Origin of the sequence: Pseudovibrio japonicus, assembly GCF_014651595.1 — a bacterium.
GTDB classification, from domain to species: domain Bacteria; phylum Pseudomonadota; class Alphaproteobacteria; order Rhizobiales; family Stappiaceae; genus Pseudovibrio; species Pseudovibrio japonicus.
Genome location: NZ_BMXE01000001.1, coordinates 931,245 through 951,704, shown reverse-complemented (window position 1 = coordinate 951,704; position 20,460 = coordinate 931,245). Strand labels below are relative to the sequence as shown.

Sequence of the window (20,460 nt, the reverse complement as noted above, 5' to 3'; positions counted from 1 at the left end):
ATCAATGTAATTTATGCAAGTCAGATCTAGGGTTAATCAATTGTTACGGAGTTGGGCGCCTACATCCGCAGAACTCCCAATAAAATCAATGAGAAGAAATCTAAGGTAATAATTAACACTCTAGGAAGTATGTGAGTACTGGTCGGCGTGCAAAACCGCGAATCGTGACCATCAAAAAGATGGCTGCGAACGCGTCTTTTGCCACCGGAATTGCGTTTTATATCTGCAATTTAAAGCCTGCTTTCGTGAGCCCGTGCCAGTTTGCGAAGCAGCGGCGGAATACAAAAAAGAGCACATCGCCGGACAGGAGAAACGACGGTGTGTCCTTCATTAGGAAGCAGTTTTGCTTCAAGGGTTCGGGGTTCGGATGTCAGTTGTAAGAAAAACCTTTCGTGCAGAGACTCAGTTCGGAGCGCGCGGCGCACGTGGCGACGCAGGCGCTCCCATTCAGGACAATGGCGGAGAGTTGCGTCACCAACAGGTCATGGAAGAAATCGCCAGCCTGAAAGAGATGCTCTCCTCACCGGGAACCGACCCGCAGGAACTGTCCAGACGTGTTGCCGAGGAACTGCGTGAGGAAATCGGCGAGGCAGCCAAGCTTAAACGTGAGCTTGATGCCATTTATGAGGCCATCGCCGAAACCAAAACCGAAATCGCAGCCCTGCACAGCAAAGCCAGCGTTGACAATGACGAGCGTGGCCGCGTGACCATGGAGCTGGGCGCAATCGTATCGGGCACCGAAGGCGCGACAGAGCAGATCCTGACCGCAGCCGAGCTCATTGATCAGAACGCGGCAACTGTGATGCCCATGGTCCCAACTGAACATGAAGGGCTGGTGGGCGACATTCAGGAACAGGTGGTCTCCATCTTCGAAGCCTGTAACTTCCAGGACCTGACCGGTCAGCGCATCAGCAAAGTGGTCAACACACTGTCCTTCGTCGAAGAGCGCATCATCCGCATGATCGAGATCTGGGGCGGTATCGAAAGCTTCAAGGAAATCAGCGAACGTGTTGCAGCAGAAAGAGCCGATGATGCGTCAGCTCTGCTTCACGGCCCTGCGCTGGACGTGGAAGCGGGCACCGTCACACAGGACGACATCGACGCACTGTTCGACTGATCTTTTTCAACCAACAGACCTGCAAATGGCTTGCTATTCCGGCGAGCCAATGATTCATGGCTCAAATGAAATTACGTTAGATGATCTTCTTGAAAAGTTTGAGGATCGCTTAAAGGAAAGAAGCGACAACCCCGCTCGTGTAATTGACCTTGGTTGAGTTAGTATCCGCCGCAGATGCTTCGGGATAAGGCTATGGATAATCTTGATTTGGAACTTGAGCCGCTAAACTCTGATCATGCTCAGTCGATGTTTCAGGGTTTGAGTGACCCAGCTTTGTATACATATACAGACGACAGTCCGCCCGAGAGTGTTGATGCCCTTCGCGAAACATATAGGCGGCGGGAGTGTGGGATATCACCCGACGGTAGACAGCATTGGCTTAATTGGATCATAAAATCTCAAATCAGCGGGCAGTGTCTAGGATATGTCCAAGCGACTATTGATCATGAAGATGACAGAACCGAAATTGCCTATGTGGTTTTTCGGAAATACTGGAACCAAAATATTGCCAAACGCGCTGTAGCAATGATGCTGGAGCTGTTGAGACAGGATTGGCGACTGCGCCGTGTTGTAGCAGTAATAGATTCGCGTAACCACCCTTCGGTTCGTGTTGCGCGTGCCCTAGGATTTGCTCCCATTTCACGGAAATCTCCACAAGCTTCCAAATATGATGTCATCTACGAGCTATTGCCATGTCAGCACGAGCTCAAACATCTGGAAAGGTCATCGGATGTCGGGTGATCTTTTTCAACCAACAGACCTGCAAATGGCTTGCTATTTCGGCAAGCCAATGCTTTACATGAGAACATAACGTAAACATTTTCAGCGGAACCAACCCGCAAAGCAGATTGATCGAAAAGGGCAGGGCAATGGAGCAAAGTTCACCACCCATCGCTGAGGGACTCATTCGCGGCGAAGACGGAAAAGACCGCTGCTACTGGCATGGCGGAGACCCGTTCTACCAAGCCTATCACGACAATGAGTGGGGCCACCCTGTCACCAACGATATCCGCCTCTTCGAGAAAATTTGCCTCGAAGGCTTCCAGTCTGGCCTGTCATGGCTCACCATCCTGCGTAAACGCGAAAACTTCCGCGCCGCCTTTGCTGGCTTTGACTTTGAGAAGGTCGCCAAGTTCACGCAGGACGATATCGAGCGCCTTGTGCAGGACGCTGGCATCATCCGCCACCGTGGCAAAATCAATTCCACCATCAACAACGCCAACCGCGCTCTGGAAATGCGCGACGAGTTCGGCTCCCTCGCAGCCTATTTCTGGAAGTGGGAACCAACCCCGGACCAGCGACCGGAAGTATGCGACTGGGCAAGCCTGCGCCAGCTCGGCAAAACAGAGATCTCCACCGCCATCTCCAAAGACCTGAAAAAACGCGGCTGGTCCTTCGTCGGCCCAACCACCGTCTACGCCTTCATGCAAGCCATGGGAATGGTCAACGACCACGTAGAAGGCTGCTGCTGCCGCGAAGTGGTAGAGGCAAAACGAGAGGCATTGGTGAGGCCTGTATAGGGGGATACGCTTGGGCGCTGCGAAGCTGCAACAGCAACGAGGCAGTATCATTGCCACCTCGTTGCCTGCCTTGGAAATACCTTCAAATTTGCGGCTATCAAGACTAATTGTCTTGAGCGTTCGTGAGTTGCTCACGTTCTACACCGGCTCGAACTGCCACCTCGTACAAGATGAAATTGGCGGCATCGCGTGTCCATGGTTGGCCGGAGTCTGCGTCGTAATTATGGGGCATGGGGTATCCTTCAGGGCCAAAGGCGTTAATCCCCAAAGCGCGAGAGGTTTCAACAGTACGCAGATGATGTTCGTAAAAACCGACTACAACGGCGGTTCCCAAATTATCCGCCCCGCCTACATGCTGAACGACCTCTTCGGCAACACCTCTGGTACTCAGGTAAACCACGTCGCCATTATCGTTGATCAGCGGCTCAATTGAGACCAAATCTGCCGCTGGAATACGGTCACCAATTTCCTCGGCAATCTCCCACTGTGCATATACTGGCTTGTGGATCTCATTATAAATATCGACAACAACATCTGCCAGTTGCTGGTTCATCGGACCCGGTAAGCGATTGCCGTGGGCATCAAGGCGGTTTCCAAAGGCGTATGCGATAATGCTGTCTGCATCATCAATGTTGGTTACTGCCGGTTTCCACGTCAAAACCTCGCGCATCAAGAAATCGCTCAGTCTTGTCGCCTCTTCTGCACTTCCCAGTTGATCTGTCAGGCGGCTCTGGATTGCAGCTTCGAGTTGTTGGTCGGTGAGATTCATGTCCTCGGCATAGGCTGTGCCGACTATGGATACGGCGAGTAAGCTGCCGATGATCCAACTATTCCTCTGCATTCTCATTTTCCCTCACGGCCACTAAGTGGCTCTCACTTTAATCAGAATTACACTGGCCCGCTGCCCTGCCAACCAAAACCCTTTTATGGCTGCCCCTCTGCCGGGTTCCTCTAACGACCCGTCATAGGATTGAACAAGCGGCCCATTTGCCAGAAACCCCTAGATATCAATAAGTGAATCCGAGATATATGAGTGATAACCATTAGGGTTAGGGGATCTTTGAGGATTCAGGTAAGGCTCAGACAAATAACCAGCAAGAGACAGCAGCCACCAGACCGAGCGCGGCTAGAACGCCCATAGCACTCCGGTCACACCTGATCGCCATCCTCCGCCAAGTGGACGAAACAGAAATCTCCACCGCCAGCTCCCAAGACCAACCATGCGCTACCTTTCAACTGGGCCTTTTAATGGGGGGCGCTCATAACATAAATGTAACCTGCATTTGTTCGCGTTTGTGCCTGCATTCAGTTGAACTTCAGTTCTGATTGCACATCTAATTTGGGTGCGTATCTGTGCCTAGGAGTTCTAAACGACCTACCAAAAAGCCAACAAGAAAAGACCTCTGTTCATTGCTGCTGGTGTCGCCGCCGTTTTGTATGCTGGTCAGGCGTTTGCCTATACGGAAGATGTTGAGGCTGGTCCAATTTGGAATCAACTTGATGCCGAGGAAAAGTGCCCGCAGGTAGCGGCAGAGGCTGGAGGTACTTGGAACGGCCAATGGACGACAACAATACCCGGAGAGATGTCTGTTTGCGGCGTTGATTTCCCTGATGATCCTGATGATTAAACAGGCCGACGGCTCTTCTCAGTCTCCGCATCCAAGCCCCCACCAAGGGCAAAGGCTCTCCTTTTTAAAAGGTATCCACGCTCCACTTAATATGAGGGACGGACCGTCTGCCAATGAAGCGTTGCAGGTCTGCTAATTAGCCCCAAAGTAATGTGCATTCTGTTCGCGATCTGATCCTCAAGATGCCTGAAAATGCCATTGGGTGCTTATTAGGCCAGCTACAAACGCTACACTCGTTCCACCTGCCTCCGTTGCCCAAGTCTGCCTGATATTTGGTTATCCAAAACGGCTTGCGATGCCGGGTTTTTGGTGTGGGCGCGTTCCTTCTTTAACTCTGCAAGTCGCTTGAGTTGACGGTTAGGTAGGTGTGTTTTTCCTTGTTTCACAATGACGCCGGTTATGTCGGCAGGCGCATGAATCAGACTGATCTCTTTTGAGGGCTTTAAGAGAAAACCGTTAGCATGAATGATCTTCTTGATCTTCCAAATGAGCTCTTTTTTTATGATCGGACCAGATATGGTTATGTCATCGGCATAAAGGCTAAACTTACACGAATAAGAGGCAACCAAATCGGCGACCTTGAGCCACATATGACTGTTACCATAGTAGGCTAATATAGGACTGCTCGGAGACCCCTGTGGGAGACACTTGTTAAGAGTGGTTAGAGCAACCAAGATAGCAGTTACATCTCTTGAACATTCGAGATCTCGTCTAAAAAATCTCGCGACATTATTGGCTTTGCAGTTTGGGAAATAGTCAGCAACATCTAGCGACCAAAAAGCGGTTCCTTCAACGTGGTGAGATGCGTTTTCAACGTAGGATCGCCCCTTCACTGGGCTAAAAAGAAAGTCTGGAGCTTGGACTCGTGAAAGTAGGTCTGAAATCCGATTTTGCGTTGCTTTCAGTTTTGGTATCGGAATATCAATCGGCCTATATTCATCAGCATTCTCTGGAATATAGTTTTTCCAAGCATCAACCTCCTTATCTTTTTTTGTCTTATGCTTCCAGCGTCGGGTGTAAAGGTCTTGGCTTGTTGATAACGCCTTTAAAGTTTCCTCCGAAACTCTAAGAAGGGTACTAAGTTTTTTACGATTTGCGAGTCGAAAGAAGGGACTATCTCTCAGTTGATAGCCGTCCTTAAGCTGCGTCTTTCTCATTAGCTCTCCTTTCAACGAACCGCAAAATCTTGATAACTTTCCCTGCTATTTTTGATCGAGCTTTATCTCCGCTCTTGGCATTAGGCAGTTCTTCCGCAAAGAACATTATTGAAGAAACTGGTAAGTTGAATGTCTGAGCGTATCTTTCAATCAAATCGAGAGATGGCTTTTTATTGCCATTCTCAATCTCAGAGATATGTGATTTAGAGATACCCAATCGATTAGCCAGTTCGGTTTGTTTCAAATCATGAAACACTCGAATGAGTCTCAATGCCTCGTTGATCATGGCTAAGTCCTATCTTGTTTTAGACGTTAGGAGAGCGGCAGCTACCCGGACAACCAGATTATAAACCTGGCAATTTTATGGATAATAAAAGCCACTTTAAATGTGACTTTCAAAAAACGAGGATTGAGGAATTTCTTCCAAAACCTCTTCTGCCGCTGTCGCCGGTGTGTAATATCTGAAAGGGCCATAAGCCCTCCTTTCTGCTGGCCTCGGTGCAATACTCGGAATGAGCATTACTTGCCGAGGGTCCTCCCCAACAGAAAACGGAATCCGACGACTTATCCTAAAGCCTAGACCTGTTAGGGTCCTCCCTAACAGGTCTGCTTCCCACGCTCCCGTCCCGTCGTCCCATCGGGGGCTCCCGTCCGTCTGCGCTGGAAGTGGTAGAGAGATAACTCTCCGCGCTCAAACAATCTTAAGCTAGGTATGAGGACCTTCTTCCGTTTAACACCATAAGTAGATAGTTATTGATCATGTACTTTCAAGGGAAAAAGTTCGCTATGAGCGAACTTTTTTGAAAAAAGAGTTTAGGTGGGCGCATCCGCAAGGTCTCTCATGAGGCTAGAGTGGATAGAATCCCATACCAACGCAGAGAATCACCTAAAAAACGCAAACCAGCTCAATAAAAAACGCACTCTGGAGTGGAGTGCGTTTTTGTGTATTTTATCAGTGACTTAAGTCTTACTTGGCGACTTTTGCGGCCAGAGGCTCAAAAAGGGGATTAGCGGTGTGGAACACGTAGTCCAGCGGAGTGACCGTGACCATTTGTGCCCCTTCGGCGCGCAACTTATCCGCACATTCGGGAACCCTTGAGGACGGGCAGTGCAGTACCAGAGAAGAGCCTTCCACGCCAAACGGGGCGACGCATCCAAGCGCTGAAACCTTCTCCAGCACGCTGGCAGGATCGGCAACCACAGTTCGCATTTCTTTGAAGTTGTGGGCGTTGTCCTGTGCGGTGATACGGTCCAGCATCAGGCGCGCAGCCTGCAAGGCTTTCTCATCCCAATTGGCCGTCGTAGACGCCACAAGGTGAGCCTGAGAGCGGGCAATCACACCATCCTCGGGGATCTTCAGGTTGTTGGCCTTCAGCGTGGAACCGGTTGAGGTGATGTCCACCACCAGCTCCGCAGAACCAGCCGCAGGCGCCCCTTCTGTTGCACCAGCACTCTCCACGATGCGGTAATCCGCAATGCCTTTTTCCGCAAAGAACTGCCGCGTATGGTTCACATACTTGGTTGCAATGCGCAGACGGCGACCGTGCCGCGCCCGAAAATCGGAAGCAACATCAGCAAGATCCGCCATGGTGGTCACATCAATCCACGCGGTAGGCACCGCAATCACAACATCCGCATGGCCAAAACCAAGAGCGGTGATGATATGCGTCTTTTCCTCCGGGCGGTCGATGTTCTCGTTGACCAGATCCGTTCCGGTAATGCCGAAGTGAACGCTGCCAGCAGCAATCTCGCGGGCGATCTCGGAAGCAGACAGGAAGGCGATCTCAACGCCGTCCACGCCCTTCAAAGTGCCGCGATAGTTCCGATCGCCACCTGGACGCTTCACTTTCAAACCAGCACGCGCGAAGAACGCGTGGGTCATCTCCTGCAAGCGACCCTTGGAAGGAATAGCAAGAATAAGATTAGAGCTCATCAGTTTGCTCCCTCGCCAGCACGGTCCAGCCAGATAGTAAAGCCAACAGCAGGAACGGACTTTGGCGCGCCAAGGCGTTCAACCAGCTTGTTGTAGCGACCACCACCGATCACCTGTCCCAGATGTGCACTGGATTCATGGTGAATTTCAAAGACAAAGTCGGTGTAGTAATCAAGACGGCGACCAAAATCACCGGAGTACTCAAGCGTTGAAATGTCAATGCCACGCTCCGCCATCAGGTCGGTGCGCTTGGCAAGACGCTCAATGGAAGCATCCAGATCAAGGCCGGTTTCCTTGGCAAACCCGTGCAAGGTCTCAACCGCTTTTGCAGGGGGAGGACCGGAGACGTTCAGATACTCGGTGAGCCGCGCAATCACGTCCTTGTCGATGCCGGACCCGGCAGAAAGCGCAGCCTGCTCCATAAAGCGCTCCGCAATCTCGTGCGCGGTGCGTCCGCCCACAGCAGAGATGCCGGCAAGGGACAGGATGTCCTCAACAGCTGCCACAGCCGCTTCAGGATCACGGCCCTCAAGCGCCGCAAGGAAGCCCAGCTTCGCATCCGGTTTGGCTTCAGATCCGCCCATGCGCCCGATCACCTGATCCAGCCGATCTCGCTCGCCGAACACATCACGCAGACGGCGCTGCCAGACCGCAGGAATTTCAAGCGCTTGCAAAACAGCGGTGAACAGGCCCTCATCCCCCACACGAATGCGCGGGGAGGAAAGGCTAAGGCTGGAACACGCCTCAAGAGCAAGCGCCAGCATATCGGCGTCCGCCTGTTCCTGATCCGTGCGGCCAATGGATTCAACACCGGCCTGCATGGTCTCACCCAGCTGTCCGGGACGATGCCGGAAGATCTGTCCAACATAAGAGAACGCCGCAGTGCGACCCGGCTCACCTGTCTCCAGATAATGTCGGGCAATCGGAATGGTAAAGTCCGGACGCAAGCAAAGCTCTTGCCCGTCTTCCCCAGTGGTTAGAAAAAGACGCCGCCGTAGGTCTTCACCAGCCAGATCCAAAAAGATATCGGCTGGCTGCAAGATTGGCGGGGTCGCCTCTTCATAACCCGCATTCCGAAATAGCTGGCTCAATGCCAAACTGCGGTTATCCCCCAAGGTCATCTTAGTTATTCTCGCTCTGCTTTTTGCGATCATCTTCCTGCGCGGCGAGGAGTTTTGCAACTTCCGCTACCAAATCACCCCTCTTCACCGCAAACTGCGCAGGACGACTTTCACGCCAGGTTTTATTATCCTCAATCTCGGCAGAAAGGCGTTTACCTTCAATGAGATCCTTGATTTGCACTTCGCCTTCTTCACGCTCCTGAGAGCCCTGAATAATGGCACATGGTGAGTTGCGTCGGTCCGCATACTGCAACTGCTTGCCAAACTGTTTTGGATTACCCTGATACATTTCTGCACGGATACCTGCAGTGCGCAGCTCCTGCACCATGGCCTGATAATGTGCAATAGAGTCGATATCCTTGTCCATCACACAAACAACCACAGGACCAGCAATCTCGTCCTGACCCAGCTTACCAAGCGTGGTCAGTGCTGCCATCAGGCGGGAAACACCAACGGAAAACCCGGTAGAAGGCACTGGCTGGCTCATGAAGCGGGAAACAAGACCGTCATAACGGCCACCGCCACCAACTGAGCCAAAGCGCACTGGGCGACCTTTTTCGTCTTTCACTTCAAAGGTCAGCTCGGCTTCATAAACAGGGCCGGTGTAGTATTCCAACCCGCGCACAACCGATGGGTCGATCAGAACACGGCCATCGGTATAGCCAGCTGCATCAAACAGCTTGCCCATGGTCGCCAGCTCTTCAACGCCCTCTGCGCCCGATTTGCTGTCTGCAACCAAACCGCGAAGGTTCTCAATGGTTTGGTCGGTGGTTTCACCACCAGCTTCCACGAAGGCAATAACCTTTTCCGCTTCAGCATCACCAAGGCCAGCGCCCTTTGTAAAGTCACCGGAAGCATCCTTGCGGCCTTCACCAAGCAGCGCTTTCACGCCTTCAACACCAAGCCTGTCCAGCTTATCCACCGCACGCAGCACTGTCAGGCGTGTTTCAGCGTGTTCGTCACCGGCAAGGCCGATCACTTCCATCACACCGTCCAGCACCTTGCGGTTATTCACGCGGATCACATAGTCACCACGAGAGATACCAAGGCGCTCCATGGTGTCCGAGGCCATCATGCAGATCTCGGCATCGGAAGAAACGGAAGGCGCACCAATTGTATCCGCATCAAACTGCATGAACTGACGGAAACGACCTGGTCCAGGCTTTTCGTTGCGGAACACATAACCAGCGCGGTAGCTGCGGTAAGGCTTTGGAAGACTTTCGAAATTCTCGGCCACATGACGGGCGAGGGGCGCGGTCAGGTCATACCGCAGGCTCATCCATTGCTCGTCATCGTCCTGAAGCGAAAACACGCCAGCGTTCGGACGATCCTGATCCGGCAAAAATTTGCCAAGTGCATCAGTGTACTCGAACATTGGAGTTTCCACGGGCTCAAAGCCATACAGCTCATAGGTCTGCCTGATAACGGAGAGCATCTGCTCCATTGCCTGCAGTTCAGCTGGTCCGCGATCCACAAATCCGCGCGGTAAACGAGCTTTGAGCTTGGCACTTTTCTTTTTTGCCATGAGGCCGTCTCATCCATGAAATAAAAGGGTTGTTGCAAATGCTTCCCGCAGTCGGTCCCCAGAACGCGGCAAGGGAAGCATGCTGTTGCAAGTCTCCTAGCCCATTGAGCAGGGGAGAGCAAGGCGCGAAGCGGGTGCAATCCGGCGCAAATTTCCCAATCAATACTTGCAATAGTGTCAAGAGCGGCTAAGGTCGCCCGAAAAAATGGAAGGACCATTCCCATATGCAGGGGCAGGAAGGTCTGAACACTGGAGAAATGATGGTGTCAAACACCAATACTGAACAATCTGAAATCAGTAAGTCCGATAGCCGTGTCACCGGACCGGCAGAACTGACAGTTGTATTGCCAACTTATAACGAGAGCGAAAACGTTCCTATCGTGGTTGAGCTGCTCGATAAAGCGCTCGCTGGCGTCGCTTGGGAAGTTATTGTTGTTGATGATAATTCTCCGGATGGAACCTCGAAAGTAACTGCCGACATCGCACAAAGAGACCCGCGCGTGCGCATCATTCAGCGCATTGGTCGCCGGGGTCTGTCCGGTGCATGTATCGAAGGTATGCTGGCCTCCAGTTCCAAATTCGTGGCTGTGATGGATGCTGACCTTCAGCACGATGAAAGCTTGCTCCCTAAGATGCTCGAAGCGCTGCGTTCCGAGAACTACGACATCTGTGTGGCCTCCCGCCATGTGGAAGGCGGAGACGTGGGAGCCGGCTTATCCTCCATCCGTGCATGGGGCTCCAACCTAGCAAACAACCTGGCACGCAAGTTCCTCAAGGTGGAACTGTCCGACCCGATGAGCGGCTTCTTCATGCTGCGCCGGGACCGGTTTGTCGAACTCGCCCCGCACTTATCCGCGCAGGGCTTCAAAATTATGCTCGATATTGTCGCCAGCGGAAAAGGCGCCCTGCGCATCAACGAACTCCCCTTCATCTTCCGCGAACGCCAACACGGTGAAAGCAAACTCGATACCTTGGTAACCATGGACTACCTTGGTCTGCTGGTCTCCAAGATCTTTGACGACAAGATCTCTGTCCGCTTTCTCATGTACTCCATGGTAGGCGCAACCGGGGTCGTTGTGCACCTCATTGCCCTTAAGATGTTGCTGACCATAGTCGGAATGCCATTTGGCATTTCCCAGTTGGTCGCAACCTTCGTTGCGATGACCTCCAACTTTTTCCTCAACAACCGCCTGACTTACCGTGATCGCCGCCTGAAAGGCCTTGCCTGGGTCAGAGGCTTGTTCAGCTTCTATGTAATCTGTAGCTTTGGTATCTTGGCAAACGTTGGTGTTGCCGAGTTGATCTACACAAACCAGCCGATCTGGTGGTTTGCAGGGGCCGCAGGTGCTGTTATGGGTGCAGTTTGGAACTATGTTGTTTCCAACGCGCTGACCTGGCGCAAAGACTAGCGGAAAACGCCGGAAAAGTGGAAGTTGGTTTTCAGATGAACTAGGCTGGAAACCGAGGTTAAAGCCCTCAGAGGAAAGAACTTAAATGCAGGGAACTACCGCGGGAAAGCAGCTGGGCTTCTGGCTGCGCCCAACCAACCTTATTCTGATTGTGGCTGTGTTATCGTTGGCACGGCTGGCAACAGGCATGAATATCGATCTGGTTGAGGATGAAGCCTATTACCGTTTGTGGGGCCTTTATCCTGCGTTGGGATACTACGACCACCCGCCAATGGTTGCCTACTGGATCTGGCTGGGACAGGCTCTGTTTGGCGACACCGCGCTGGGTGTGCGTTTCATCTCCATCCTATCTTCTGCAATCGGCTCGCTCGTTCTCTGGCGCACAGCGAAAATCCTTTTTGACATGCGCGTTGCTGGCTGGGCAGTCCTGTTCCTCAACGCCAGCTTGCTGATTGGCGTCGGCTCACTGCTCGCCACACCAGATGCGCCCTCGGTGTTCTTCTGGGGCCTTGCGCTTTGGGGAATGGCTGAGCTGTCGGTTTCCAAAAACGCAAACTGGTGGATACTGGTTGGCATCTTCGCTGGATTGGGTCTGCTCGCCAAATATTCTGTGCTGTTTCTTGGCGCCGGAATTGTCCTCTGGCTGCTGTGGGTGCCTGAAAACCGCAGATACCTCCTGTCATGGCAGTTGTGGCTTGGCGGTGTATTGGCAATCGCGATCTTCTCGCCGGTCCTGTACTGGAACGAGCAGCACGAGTGGATTTCATTCGTAAAGCAGTTCGGTCGCTCCGTGCCAGAAAGCTATTCGGTCAAATATGTCGGTGAGTTCATCGGCGCAGTTGCAGGCCTGCTAAACCCACTTGTCTTTATCATTGCAATGGTTGGCCTCTGGCGCCTTCTCAAGCAAACGGTCAAGCAGGACAGTACCGCAAGCCTGTTGATACTAACCATTGTGCCGTTCCTGATCTATCTGTTCTTCCATTCCCTGCATTCACGCGTGCAGGGCAATTGGCCTGCACCGATTTACCCGACGCTTGCCATCTACGCAGCCGTCGCTGCCGCTTACCCTCCTGAGAATATTGGCCGCTGGTTCAAAGCGCTTGCACCAACGGCTGTTGTGCTTGGCTTCGTTATAACTGGCTTGGTCTATGTCCACGCATACACACCGCTCAACACCTCGCTGGGCCGCAAAGACCCGACGCATCAGATGCGCGGCTGGCAGGAAATTGGCGATGAAGTAGCCCGTTTGGCGCAGGCAAATAACATAGATTGGATTGCCACAACCAGCTACGGGATGACCGGTCGAGCCTCGAACATGCTCAAAGATACGGACCTTATGGTCTACGGAATTCCGGAGCGAATGCGCTACGCAATGATTCCCGATAATCTTCAAAACCCTGAATACAGCGATATGCTGTACGTAGCGGAAGAAAGAAGAGATCGCTCACAAAGTCTGGCGGAGAACTTCAATCAGGTTGAACTTCTGGAAACTATCCCCCGAGAGAATAAGGGATTATTCGGAAAAACGACCATTGAGAATATACGGATCTATCGGTTGTCAGGGCCCAAAGAGCCCCTGAAATCCAACTGAAACAGCTGAGATTCCGTTGCGTTAAATTTGCAGGCTTTGTTAAATGTACTCCTGAACCTTTGGGATTGGGAGATACGCGCGATGAAGCGCATCCTCTTGACGAGCTTGGAATTTGGGCAAAGCTACGGAGTTGACCGTGCGATCTGCGATCTGATCATCGCAGGCCGGCTGTCTGCCGTCGGCTGTGTTGTCACCGGCGAGATGTGGTCAAGGGAGTTCTATCAGCTGCGGGACGTGGTGGCATGGGCAGAGCATGAAACCATGGTCGGCCTGACTGTGACTCTCACAAAACCCGCAGGCCCGCTGACAGATTTTGGCCGCACCGTATTCGGAGACGTTTTCCCGGCCTCGTGGTGGTACTCAATCCGCAGTCCCATGAAGATGCTTCCGGAAGAAGCAATCGCCGCTGAGATCGCGGCACAGGTCGATTTGTTTGAAGAGGTCTACGCCCGTCCGCCAGCCTTTGTCGCCATTCAGGGCAACCTTGCGAAGCATCCTGCAGTCCATTCAGCACTGATCACCGTCCTGACCATGATGAAAGGGCGCGAGCCTGCACTGGTATTACCTGCCGGGGGAAGCCGTACAAGCAACTCCATTGCCAAACGCGCCTCAAGAGCGGGCTTGAAAGCAATCGCCTGCGGACCAGACTTGCCCATGGCCGATGAAGATACAGATCTGAGGGATTTTTTCTGGCACGGAATCAACGAGGCCCAGGATTCAGCAATGGTCCTGTGCCGTCCCTCCTATCCTGAAGAGCAGGCCAAACCAGTGAAAAAGAAAAGCGTGCGGCAAAGTTCGTCCCGGGAAAACCAGCTAAAGTTCCTCATTAGCGAGGAGTTTCCGTTTCTTTTGATGGAAAAAGATATCTTCTTATTCTAAGAACGATCTCTTCCTGCGGTTGAAGAGATCGTTCCTATTGAAATTGCCATAAACGTTGGGGTATTTATGATCACCCATAATTTGCCTAAAACCAAAGAATATCTCTGTGATCCCGGTCACAAAATGGCCGCATCGTAGATCTAATTAAAATCCTCAATTATATTGATGCAGCTTAAACTAAAAAACATCAATCAACGGTGCGTCAGGACCAAGTGGCAAGATGACCAAGTTCAAAGAACTCCTTCAAAACAGCTTCTCACTGTCTGGCTTGGCAGAGGAGCATGCGCATGGTCTCTCAGAGATCGCACAGCCCATGTCCTTGAAATCCGGCGCGGTTCTTTTCAAAGCTGGAGACCCAGGCAACGGTTGTTATGCAATCATTGAAGGCAGTATGAAGGTCTCGGTGGTGTCCGTAGATGGCAGCGAGCAGCTGCTCGCCGTACTCGGGCAGGGGTCCTTGGTTGGTGAAATTGCGCTGCTCGATGGCAGTGAGCGTTCTGCGACTGTTACAGCACTGAAGCCAAGCCAGCTCGCGTTTATCTCCAAAGCTGCATTCTATCGCTATGCCGATGAAAACCCGGCGGTCTACCGCCACATGCTCCAGATCGTAGCAACCCGCCTGCGTCGCTCCAACGATGCGCTCGCCGCGCGTTCGTTCTTGCCTCTCAATGGCCGTGTTGCCCAGACGCTTCTGCAACTCTCTGAAACCTTTGGCAAACAGGTCGATAACCACAAGATCCTGGTGCACTACAAAATTTCTCAGGCTGAGATCGCAAATATGGCTGGTGGCGCACGTGAGAACGTCAGCCGCGTCCTCAATGTCTGGAAACGGGAAGGCGTAATCAGCCGCCTCTCTGGATACTACTGCCTCGAAAAGCCGGAGGTGCTGCGCGCTGCTGCAGAGCTCTAGTTTCGGTTTTTGAGCACAAGCGACCAAAAACAACAAAAAAGGGCATGGGTCTTGTTTCGGCAGGGCTCCTGAAACACTGTGATGACCTATCAGCATTTTGACATTCGCCCACAGGATGAAGCCACACCAGTTCATCCTGACCTGACACATGCGCAAGTTCGTGCATTGATCGCCAGTCATTCAGAAAAACTGCGTCAGAGTGAAAAGCTTGCTGGCATCGTCCAGAATAATCTGAACTACGATTGGGATGATTACGAAGCTCAGGCAGTTCGGTTCTGGAGTTCTGCGCTTATGAAGGACATGAGCTATTCTGGCCGTCCAATCAGTGCATATCGTGATGCTGCAACGCAGGTATGCAGCGAAGATATTGCCAGTTGGCTGAATTTATTCGAAAGTGCTGTCGAAGAATGCGTTGCTGAGACCGCCAGGGCCAATACGATGAAATGTGCGACTCAGGTTGTTGATTGCTTTCATATGGCGATGATCCCTGCTTGAGTGATTATGCTTCGCCATGCATAGCATTTGGTTTGATGGATGGACGGAGCACTTAAGTTATGACTGATACACCGCAGGCTGCTGCAGAAGAGCAGCCGACTGGCGAGTTGACCACCCGCACTATGGCCATGCCGGCAGACACAAATGCCTCCGGAGATATCTTCGGCGGCTGGGTTGTCTCTCAAATGGATATTGCTGCCGGCATCGCCGCCAGTCAGTGCACCATGGAGCGTGTTGTAACGGTTGCGATAGACAGCATGACCTTTATCCGCCCCGTAAAAGTAGGCGATGTGATGTGCGTGTACACACGTGTGCTTCGCATCGGCAGAACCTCTGTCACGCTTGCCATTGAAGCCTGGGCACTGCGTCATCGCTTTGGCATCCGCGAAAAAGTAACAAACGCTCAGTTTACCTTTGTCGCTGTTGATGATGATGGCAAACCCATCGAAATTGCCGAGGAACAGCGGGCGAAGCTCAACAACGCATAACTGTGTCACAGAACAAAAAGAGGGAAACGCTGTGTCATCAAAAATTTCTGTTATGCCAGCACGCGAACGAACACCACTTGATCACTCAATCACACCAGCTCAGATCAACCAGCTGGTGGAGAGTTTTTACGGCAAGATCCGTCATCACGAAACGCTGGGGCCGATCTTTCTAAGAGAGATGGGTGACGATTGGGGACCTCATCTGGAAAAGATGAAGCATTTCTGGGCATCTGTATTGCTAAAGACCGGAAGTTACAAGGGCAAGCCTGTTCCAGCGCACACACGGATTGAAGGTGTCACCACCGAGAACTTCCATGAATGGATGGACCTGTTTGAAGGCGAAGTGAATTCGATCTTTGCTCCTGAGGCTGCTCCGCTCCTGATGGCAACAGCGCAGCGTATTGCTCAGAGCCTTTGGCTCGCAATGTTTGCAGACCCGTTCGCCAAGCCTCCTGCCAAATTCGGCAATCAGGCAGCCTGAACGCGGCCTTGAGTAGCTAACTCACTCAGCTTGGACTGCGCTTCTTTGCGCGCAAGGCATTCTGCCTGAAGTAGTCACGAAGTGCTTCCAGCTCCTGAGGGCGTCTGCGCACGGTATCCGCAAACAGACGCTCATCAACAACCGTATGACAGCCTTCCGCCCATAGCCGCAGCAGCGTTGCAAACCGGTCAGTGCGCTCGTCAGTGGAAAGGGGTGTATGAGCCTGGCGCGTACAGTTGGAAAGCAGGCGGCTCCGCAGCCCTTTTTCTAAGATCAGACAATCCAGCAAATAGGCAGCATTAAACTCGTCGGCCAGATGTTCGACGGCTTCCCTCAAAGATTGAGGCACATATTCAGATACATACGATTGCCATGCAGACTGTGGCTGACTAGCAAGATCAAACATTAAATCCTCCATCGGTTTCCCGAGGAGGACTGGCGCAAAATCCATAGAAACTACCGCTTGGTTGTTGCGAACGATGAAGACAATGTCCTCACTTCGAAACCACATCCCTTTTGGCGGAGACCACCTTGCCCGGTTCGGCAGGTTGGCGAGGGCGCCAGCCCTTCTCTTGATGATGCGTAGGATGTGGCACGAAAATGAGGCAATTTCAAGTGAGCACCTTTCTAAAGTTGTTTGTCCACACTTTCAAATTTCCATAGTGACGTATTCTAGCACCACAAAACGCAGCTTCCGCTAAGTGATTACCTTCAATTTTTGTGGTTGTATAAACCGAATTCCCGTCATATCTGGGTATTCTCCTCAGACTTTGAATGAGCGCATTATGGCGGCTCACACATGCAGATAATTCGGAATAATCTGATACGTTTTCTCAGTCAAATTTCATCGTGCATTCTTGCAAAAGTGAATGCTGGATTTCCGAAAAAAGATGCAGGAAAAGCGAAAGACTTGAGCGGCCCCGGAATATCTTTCTAACAAGGGGAGGCTCGGCCGGTGAAGGAGGAAAGTCCATGTGCTCCACGAAACCAGCGCTCTACGGGGTCCTGACAGGGTGCGCCTATGCCATGCTGCTCACCACATCGCTGGCCGCAACAATCACCGAAACGGTTGATGGGGTGCCCACTCAGTTTGAGGAGCAAACTGAAGATGGAATGGCCGCCCTTGGCAGTGTCGCTGACATTATCGTGATGCCGGATGGCTTCCACATCGAGCCGTATGCCCTTGTTCCAGATGCCCGTCATATGGCCGTTGCCGCCGATGGAAAAACTGTTTTTGTTGGAACCACCACGGACCAGGTCTGGGTCATCACGCAAGATGAAAACACCATGAAGGCTGCAGAAGTTCGCGAGTTCGCACCAAGCCAGTCTTTCATCCTCCCCAATGGCGTGTGTTTCACAGATGATGGCTCACTCGTTGTTGCAGAGCAGAACCGCGTTGTCAGTTTCCCCAATGCGCTGGAGAACAAGGAGCAGGGCGACCCAGAGGTGAAAATACTGGTCGGGCAGGGGATGCTTATCCCGCCTTCTGAAGAAAGCTTCAACCACTCCTCCCGCGTATGTGATCAGGGCCCGGATGGCCGCATCTATATTTCGCTTGGTCAGCCGTACAATGTGCCACCAAAAGAGAAGCTGAAACTCTACGACAGTCTGGGCATTGGCGGCATCATTTCCATCGATACAGAAGGTCTGGACCGTCAGGTCTACGCCACGGGCATCCGCAACTCGGTTGGTCTGGAGTTCAATCCAAACTCCGGCAATCTCTGGTTCACGGACAATCAGGTAGACGGCATGGGAGATGACATCCCGCCTGAAGAGCTCAACAAAGTCACCGAGCCCGGCAAAAACTACGGCTTTCCATGGTATGGCGGCGGAACTGTCCGCACGCACGAATATATCGATGAGCCTATCCCAGAAGGCGTCGTAGACCCGGAAGTTGAACTGGACGCCCACGCAGCCAGCCTTGGTATGATGTTCTATCAGGGCGATATGTTCCCTGAAGAGTACAAGGGCGGCATTTTCATCGCACAGCATGGGTCATGGGACAGGTCAGTCCCAATCGGCGCGCGCGTCGTGTTTGTGCCCATCAATGAGCAGGAAGAAGCAGGGGTGCCCAGCATTGTTGCCACCGGCTGGATTGACGCCAACGAGGCCTACCTTGGCCGTCCTGTTGATGTGGTGGAACTAGGAGATGGTTCGCTGCTGATCTCTGACGACTCCGCAGGCGCTATCTACCGTATGTACTATGAAGATTAGAGCGGCCCGAAGAGCGGCGCCAGCTCAATGCCGGAATAACTAACCTGCAATGTAATAGACCAGAGGAAACCCTCTGGTCTATTCAAACTCTATCATAAGCCCTTAGTGCTCGCCGGGAATACCTTTGTAAGCGTTAGGTCCCCAAACCTGCTTCACGCGCTGATCGCGGCCACAGCGATAGCGGTAGTACTTGTAGCGCAGCGGGTTCTTCTCATAATAGTCCTGATGATAATCTTCAGCGTCATAGAACGTGCTCGCAGCACGAATTGGTGTCACGATCTGCGCACGAAGCTCACCGGACTTTGCAAGCGCCGCCTTCGAGGCCTTCGCTTCTTTCAACTGTTCCGGCGTGGTTGCAAAGATGGTGGTTTGGTAGCTCTCACCACGATCGCAAAACTGGCCACCGGCGTCGGTCGGGTCCACTGAATGCCAAAAGGCCGTCAGTAGCTCTTCATAGGAAACCTTTGCCGGATCAAACGTCACTTCCAGCGCTTCTATATGCCCTGTACCGCCTGCCGAAACCTGCTTGTAGGTCGGGTTCTCGGTCCGGCCTCCGGTGTAGCCAGAGGTGGTTTCAAGTACGCCATCAATCTTGTCAAAGTCGGATTCGATGCACCAAAAGCATCCCCCTGCAAAAACCGCAGTCTCGGTCTCAGCAGCTTGCGCAGGCTGGCTGACAGCATAAAGCAAGGGCAGAATGGCAAGGGCCTTTGCAGCTCTACGTGCACTCATCTCAAATCCTTAAATCAGGTAATGGGTTGAAACTGATTAAAATTTAACAGGGATCGACACTGGGCCGAAATGAAGTCAGTTCAACTAAACGTCAAACCGCGCGAGCTTTATAGCCGCTTATCGAACACATCCAATCCATCTACATCTTCCTCTATGCAGACCCAACCTCTCGACTCGTAAAATTGTCTTAGCGGGCGTATCGCACAAAGATAAAGTCTATCGATGCCGCTGTTTTTTGCAAAGGTCTCCAACTCAGTAACCAGACGTGTCGCAACCCCTTTGCTCCGTTGTTCTGGTTGCACCAGCAATGCGGCAACCCATGGAGTGTATTGTGGGCGAGATTCGAGGTCATTCGAGATTAACGCAACAGAGCCCCAAAACTCTTCGCCCTCATGAGCGATAAAAGTTGATGGTACGGAAGTATGGTCAAGAGACTCTCGCGTCCTGTTGAGGATATGCGTCTGGGAAACGCCCTTGGCTTGCCACCCTTCCAGCCAAATACAATCAGCGGCAGTCTCCAAAAACTGGGGCTTCTCACTCAGCTCTGAAATAGCAAAACGCTCAGGGCGTAGATGGGTAACACTCATTAAATATATCCTAGTATCAAGCTTTAGTCCGCTCCTACAACAGATCCGCAGACATGTTCCAGCCAGTGACGTTAAAGCCAGCTTTGTCGTAGGCACGGATGGCCGCGTGATTGTCAGGGGCAACGCGAAGGCCAACGCGCGTCAGTCCCTCTGCTTTGAGCGTGCTTTTCAACGCCTCAAGCGCCTTGGACGCATATCCCTTTCCGCGATGGTCCGCATACACCATGAAGTCCATGATGAAGGCGGAGCCGTCATCGTGAAGCGCGTACCACAAAGAACCGATAGCTATGTCGCCAGCCTCAGTCTTGTTTACGATGCTGAGCAGCTTGTTCTGTTCAGTACTTTTCCCCTCAGGAAAGGCCTTTGACAAACCCTCACTGGCCAATCTGCGCGCAACCTGCTCATCCATCCTGCGATTTGCCACCAGATCCAGAGCATATTCAGAGATGGAAACTGCCTGAAACTCGTCAAAGCGGTCTGCGGGGAAGTCCTGAAGAACAATCATAGTAAGTCCTGAGTGATAAAGGGCGCGCGCTGCAAAATACCCTGCGCATAAGTATAGCTGGAAAGCTTAGTTGAAGGATAAGCCCTCGCAAAGCTTAGAGCAGTAATTTCCAACAAGCATAGCGCACGGCCCCCATCCCGTTGAAATGACTGGAAACAGGTATGAGAC

Annotated in this window: 22 protein-coding genes and 1 riboswitch; of the genes, 12 read left to right on the top strand and 10 right to left on the bottom strand. The window is 52.2% G+C overall.

Annotation, left to right across the window (positions count from 1 at the left end):
- Positions 1–367 precede the first annotated feature (367 nt).
- The 3 genes from IE076_RS04240 to IE076_RS04230 all read left to right on the top strand — a co-directional run bounded on the left by IE076_RS04240 (position 368) and on the right by IE076_RS04230 (position 2,637).
- Positions 368–1,117 (top strand): protein phosphatase CheZ, encoded by a 750-nt coding sequence (locus IE076_RS04240; RefSeq protein ID WP_209008808.1) that lies wholly within the window; start codon positions 368–370, stop codon positions 1,115–1,117.
- Between the two features lie 192 nt (positions 1,118–1,309).
- Complete coding sequence (locus tag IE076_RS04235) at positions 1,310–1,858, top strand: GNAT family N-acetyltransferase (RefSeq protein ID WP_189435470.1); 549 nt, start codon at positions 1,310–1,312, stop codon at positions 1,856–1,858.
- Positions 1,859–1,986: 128 nt separating this feature from the next.
- A complete protein-coding gene (locus IE076_RS04230; RefSeq protein WP_244649585.1) occupies positions 1,987–2,637 on the top strand; it encodes a DNA-3-methyladenine glycosylase I in 651 nt (216 codons plus the stop codon).
- Positions 2,638–2,740: 103 nt separating this feature from the next.
- Here the strand turns inward: IE076_RS04230 and IE076_RS04225 are convergent, their stop codons facing one another.
- Positions 2,741–3,478 (bottom strand): hypothetical protein, encoded by a 738-nt coding sequence (locus tag IE076_RS04225; protein ID WP_189435469.1) that lies wholly within the window; start codon positions 3,476–3,478, stop codon positions 2,741–2,743.
- Positions 3,479–4,070: 592 nt separating this feature from the next.
- On the opposite strand from IE076_RS04225, the gene IE076_RS04220 reads away from it, so the two are divergent.
- Entirely contained in the window at positions 4,071–4,265 is a 195-nt protein-coding gene (locus tag IE076_RS04220) for a mannan-binding lectin (protein WP_209008807.1), read from the top strand.
- Between the two features lie 227 nt (positions 4,266–4,492).
- On the opposite strand, the gene IE076_RS04215 is transcribed toward IE076_RS04220, so the two are convergent.
- From IE076_RS04215 to hisS, 5 genes are all read right to left on the bottom strand, one after another.
- Complete coding sequence (locus IE076_RS04215; protein WP_189435468.1) at positions 4,493–5,422, bottom strand: reverse transcriptase family protein; 930 nt, start codon at positions 5,420–5,422, stop codon at positions 4,493–4,495.
- Positions 5,403–5,708, bottom strand: a complete 306-nt coding sequence (locus IE076_RS04210) for a helix-turn-helix transcriptional regulator (protein WP_189435467.1) — start codon at positions 5,706–5,708, stop codon at positions 5,403–5,405. The genes IE076_RS04215 and IE076_RS04210 overlap by 20 nt, the downstream gene beginning before the upstream one ends.
- 681 nt (positions 5,709–6,389) lie before the next feature.
- A complete protein-coding gene (hisG, locus tag IE076_RS04205) occupies positions 6,390–7,355 on the bottom strand; it encodes an ATP phosphoribosyltransferase (RefSeq protein WP_189435466.1) in 966 nt (321 codons plus the stop codon).
- Positions 7,355–8,476, bottom strand: coding sequence for an ATP phosphoribosyltransferase regulatory subunit (locus IE076_RS04200; RefSeq protein ID WP_189435465.1), 1,122 nt, complete (start codon positions 8,474–8,476; stop codon positions 7,355–7,357). The genes hisG and IE076_RS04200 overlap by 1 nt, the downstream gene beginning before the upstream one ends.
- Position 8,477: 1 nt before the next feature.
- Positions 8,478–10,001 (bottom strand): histidine--tRNA ligase, encoded by a 1,524-nt coding sequence (hisS, locus tag IE076_RS04195; RefSeq protein ID WP_189435464.1) that lies wholly within the window; start codon positions 9,999–10,001, stop codon positions 8,478–8,480.
- Positions 10,002–10,261: 260 nt separating this feature from the next.
- On the opposite strand from hisS, the gene IE076_RS04190 reads away from it, so the two are divergent.
- The 7 genes from IE076_RS04190 to IE076_RS04160 all read left to right on the top strand — a co-directional run bounded on the left by IE076_RS04190 (position 10,262) and on the right by IE076_RS04160 (position 16,254).
- Positions 10,262–11,410, top strand: a complete 1,149-nt coding sequence (locus IE076_RS04190) for a glycosyltransferase (RefSeq protein WP_189435629.1) — start codon at positions 10,262–10,264, stop codon at positions 11,408–11,410.
- An 85-nt stretch (positions 11,411–11,495) separates the two neighbouring features.
- Complete coding sequence (locus IE076_RS04185; protein WP_189435463.1) at positions 11,496–13,001, top strand: glycosyltransferase family 39 protein; 1,506 nt, start codon at positions 11,496–11,498, stop codon at positions 12,999–13,001.
- Between the two features lie 81 nt (positions 13,002–13,082).
- Positions 13,083–13,880, top strand: coding sequence for a ChbG/HpnK family deacetylase (locus tag IE076_RS04180; RefSeq protein ID WP_209008806.1), 798 nt, complete (start codon positions 13,083–13,085; stop codon positions 13,878–13,880).
- 220 nt (positions 13,881–14,100) lie between these two features.
- On the top strand, positions 14,101–14,790 hold the full coding sequence (locus IE076_RS04175) for a Crp/Fnr family transcriptional regulator (RefSeq protein WP_189435461.1): 690 nt from the start codon (positions 14,101–14,103) through the stop codon (positions 14,788–14,790).
- An 81-nt stretch (positions 14,791–14,871) separates the two neighbouring features.
- A complete protein-coding gene (locus IE076_RS04170; RefSeq protein WP_189435460.1) occupies positions 14,872–15,285 on the top strand; it encodes a group III truncated hemoglobin in 414 nt (137 codons plus the stop codon).
- 59 nt (positions 15,286–15,344) lie between these two features.
- Positions 15,345–15,773, top strand: coding sequence for an acyl-CoA thioesterase (locus IE076_RS04165; RefSeq protein WP_189435459.1), 429 nt, complete (start codon positions 15,345–15,347; stop codon positions 15,771–15,773).
- Positions 15,774–15,804: 31 nt separating this feature from the next.
- Complete coding sequence (locus IE076_RS04160; protein WP_244649584.1) at positions 15,805–16,254, top strand: group III truncated hemoglobin; 450 nt, start codon at positions 15,805–15,807, stop codon at positions 16,252–16,254.
- Between the two features lie 25 nt (positions 16,255–16,279).
- Here the strand turns inward: IE076_RS04160 and IE076_RS04155 are convergent, their stop codons facing one another.
- The gene (locus IE076_RS04155; protein WP_209008805.1) at positions 16,280–16,660 is read right to left on the bottom strand and encodes a hypothetical protein; all 381 of its coding nucleotides are present in this window, start codon (positions 16,658–16,660) and stop codon (positions 16,280–16,282) included.
- Between the two features lie 47 nt (positions 16,661–16,707).
- Positions 16,708–16,838: riboswitch (SAM-I-IV-variant riboswitch) on the bottom strand.
- Positions 16,839–17,226: 388 nt separating this feature from the next.
- Here IE076_RS04155 and IE076_RS04150 point away from each other — a divergent pair.
- A complete protein-coding gene (locus IE076_RS04150; RefSeq protein WP_189435458.1) occupies positions 17,227–18,468 on the top strand; it encodes a PQQ-dependent sugar dehydrogenase in 1,242 nt (413 codons plus the stop codon).
- Between the two features lie 102 nt (positions 18,469–18,570).
- Here IE076_RS04150 and msrA read toward each other — a convergent pair whose 3' ends face one another.
- From msrA to IE076_RS04135, 3 genes are all read right to left on the bottom strand, one after another.
- A complete protein-coding gene (gene msrA, locus IE076_RS04145; RefSeq protein ID WP_189435457.1) occupies positions 18,571–19,200 on the bottom strand; it encodes a peptide-methionine (S)-S-oxide reductase MsrA in 630 nt (209 codons plus the stop codon).
- Positions 19,201–19,307: 107 nt separating this feature from the next.
- Positions 19,308–19,787, bottom strand: coding sequence for a GNAT family N-acetyltransferase (locus tag IE076_RS04140; protein WP_189435456.1), 480 nt, complete (start codon positions 19,785–19,787; stop codon positions 19,308–19,310).
- 34 nt (positions 19,788–19,821) lie between these two features.
- Positions 19,822–20,292 carry a GNAT family N-acetyltransferase gene (locus IE076_RS04135; RefSeq protein WP_189435455.1) on the bottom strand — a complete coding sequence of 157 codons (471 nt, stop codon included), beginning with the start codon at positions 20,290–20,292 and terminating at the stop codon, positions 19,822–19,824.
- Between the last annotated feature and the right edge of the window lie 168 nt (positions 20,293–20,460).

Excerpts from the sequence above, each read along its gene's own strand:
- IE076_RS04175 (WP_189435461.1), top strand. The coding sequence starts at position 14,101 with ATGACCAAGTTCAAAGAACTCCTTCAAAACAGCTTCTCACTGTCTGGC.
- hisG (WP_189435466.1), bottom strand. The coding sequence starts at position 7,355 with ATGAGCTCTAATCTTATTCTTGCTATTCCTTCCAAGGGTCGCTTGCAG.
- IE076_RS04225 (WP_189435469.1), bottom strand. The coding sequence starts at position 3,478 with ATGCAGAGGAATAGTTGGATCATCGGCAGCTTACTCGCCGTATCCATA.
- IE076_RS04240 (WP_209008808.1), top strand. The coding sequence starts at position 368 with ATGTCAGTTGTAAGAAAAACCTTTCGTGCAGAGACTCAGTTCGGAGCG.
- IE076_RS04165 (WP_189435459.1), top strand. The coding sequence starts at position 15,345 with ATGACTGATACACCGCAGGCTGCTGCAGAAGAGCAGCCGACTGGCGAG.
- msrA (WP_189435457.1), bottom strand. The coding sequence starts at position 19,200 with ATGAGTGCACGTAGAGCTGCAAAGGCCCTTGCCATTCTGCCCTTGCTT.
- IE076_RS04180 (WP_209008806.1), top strand. The coding sequence starts at position 13,083 with ATGAAGCGCATCCTCTTGACGAGCTTGGAATTTGGGCAAAGCTACGGA.
- IE076_RS04170 (WP_189435460.1), top strand. The coding sequence starts at position 14,872 with ATGACCTATCAGCATTTTGACATTCGCCCACAGGATGAAGCCACACCA.
- IE076_RS04210 (WP_189435467.1), bottom strand. The coding sequence starts at position 5,708 with ATGATCAACGAGGCATTGAGACTCATTCGAGTGTTTCATGATTTGAAA.
- IE076_RS04135 (WP_189435455.1), bottom strand. The coding sequence starts at position 20,292 with ATGATTGTTCTTCAGGACTTCCCCGCAGACCGCTTTGACGAGTTTCAG.
- hisS (WP_189435464.1), bottom strand. The coding sequence starts at position 10,001 with ATGGCAAAAAAGAAAAGTGCCAAGCTCAAAGCTCGTTTACCGCGCGGA.
- IE076_RS04140 (WP_189435456.1), bottom strand. The coding sequence starts at position 19,787 with ATGAGTGTTACCCATCTACGCCCTGAGCGTTTTGCTATTTCAGAGCTG.
- IE076_RS04185 (WP_189435463.1), top strand. The coding sequence starts at position 11,496 with ATGCAGGGAACTACCGCGGGAAAGCAGCTGGGCTTCTGGCTGCGCCCA.
- IE076_RS04235 (WP_189435470.1), top strand. The coding sequence starts at position 1,310 with ATGGATAATCTTGATTTGGAACTTGAGCCGCTAAACTCTGATCATGCT.
- IE076_RS04230 (WP_244649585.1), top strand. The coding sequence starts at position 1,987 with ATGGAGCAAAGTTCACCACCCATCGCTGAGGGACTCATTCGCGGCGAA.
- IE076_RS04200 (WP_189435465.1), bottom strand. The coding sequence starts at position 8,476 with ATGACCTTGGGGGATAACCGCAGTTTGGCATTGAGCCAGCTATTTCGG.
- IE076_RS04215 (WP_189435468.1), bottom strand. The coding sequence starts at position 5,422 with ATGAGAAAGACGCAGCTTAAGGACGGCTATCAACTGAGAGATAGTCCC.
- IE076_RS04155 (WP_209008805.1), bottom strand. The coding sequence starts at position 16,660 with ATGTTTGATCTTGCTAGTCAGCCACAGTCTGCATGGCAATCGTATGTA.
- IE076_RS04150 (WP_189435458.1), top strand. The coding sequence starts at position 17,227 with ATGTGCTCCACGAAACCAGCGCTCTACGGGGTCCTGACAGGGTGCGCC.
- IE076_RS04190 (WP_189435629.1), top strand. The coding sequence starts at position 10,262 with ATGGTGTCAAACACCAATACTGAACAATCTGAAATCAGTAAGTCCGAT.